The organism is Planctomonas deserti (assembly GCF_003067705.1).
In the GTDB taxonomy this organism is placed as follows: domain Bacteria; phylum Actinomycetota; class Actinomycetes; order Actinomycetales; family Microbacteriaceae; genus Planctomonas; species Planctomonas deserti.
This window is the reverse complement of the sequence record NZ_QANL01000220.1, coordinates 1-516: the sequence shown is the minus strand read 5'-3', so window position 1 is coordinate 516 and position 516 is coordinate 1. Positions and strand designations below refer to the sequence as shown.

Here is a 516-nt window from a genome sequence, read left to right as displayed (position 1 = left end):
GCTCGCGAAGGCATCTACGCCACCCTGCGCCTGCGCTCGGGTGAAATGCGTAAGGTTCCGGTCGAGTGCTGCGCCACCATCGGCGAAGTCGGCAACGACGAGCACAGCCTGGAAAAGCTGGGCAAGGCCGGTGCCAAGCGTTGGCGCGGCGTCCGCCCGACCGTTCGTGGTGCTGCCATGAACCCGGTTGACCACCCGCACGGTGGTGGTGAGGCGAAGGCCGGCCAGGGTAATCCGCATCCGGTCACCCCGTGGGGTGTCCCGACCAAGGGTTACAAGACGCGCCATAACAAGCGCACTCAGCAGTTCATCGTCCGCGATCGTAGGGGCTAATCGACCATGGCACGTTCACTCAAGACGGGCCCGTTCGTCGATCACCACCTCGTCAAGAAGGTGGAGGCCGCTGCGGGCAGCAAGAAGCCGATCAAGACCTGGTCGCGCCGTTCGATGATCCTGCCTGACATGGTAGGCGTCACCATTGCCGTGCATAACGGCAAGAACCACATCCCGGTTCTC

At 63.6% G+C, this 516-nt stretch carries 2 protein-coding genes; both read left to right on the top strand.

Going from position 1 to position 516, the window contains the following annotated elements; genetic code table 11:
- Positions 1-333 (top strand): 50S ribosomal protein L2 (rplB, locus tag DAI20_RS20380; RefSeq protein WP_108252920.1); only part of this gene is annotated, 333 nt, incomplete at its 5' end.
- Between the two features lie 6 nt (positions 334-339).
- On the top strand, positions 340-516 hold a 177-nt coding region (locus DAI20_RS20375), incomplete at its 3' end, for a ribosomal protein S19 family protein (protein ID WP_108252919.1).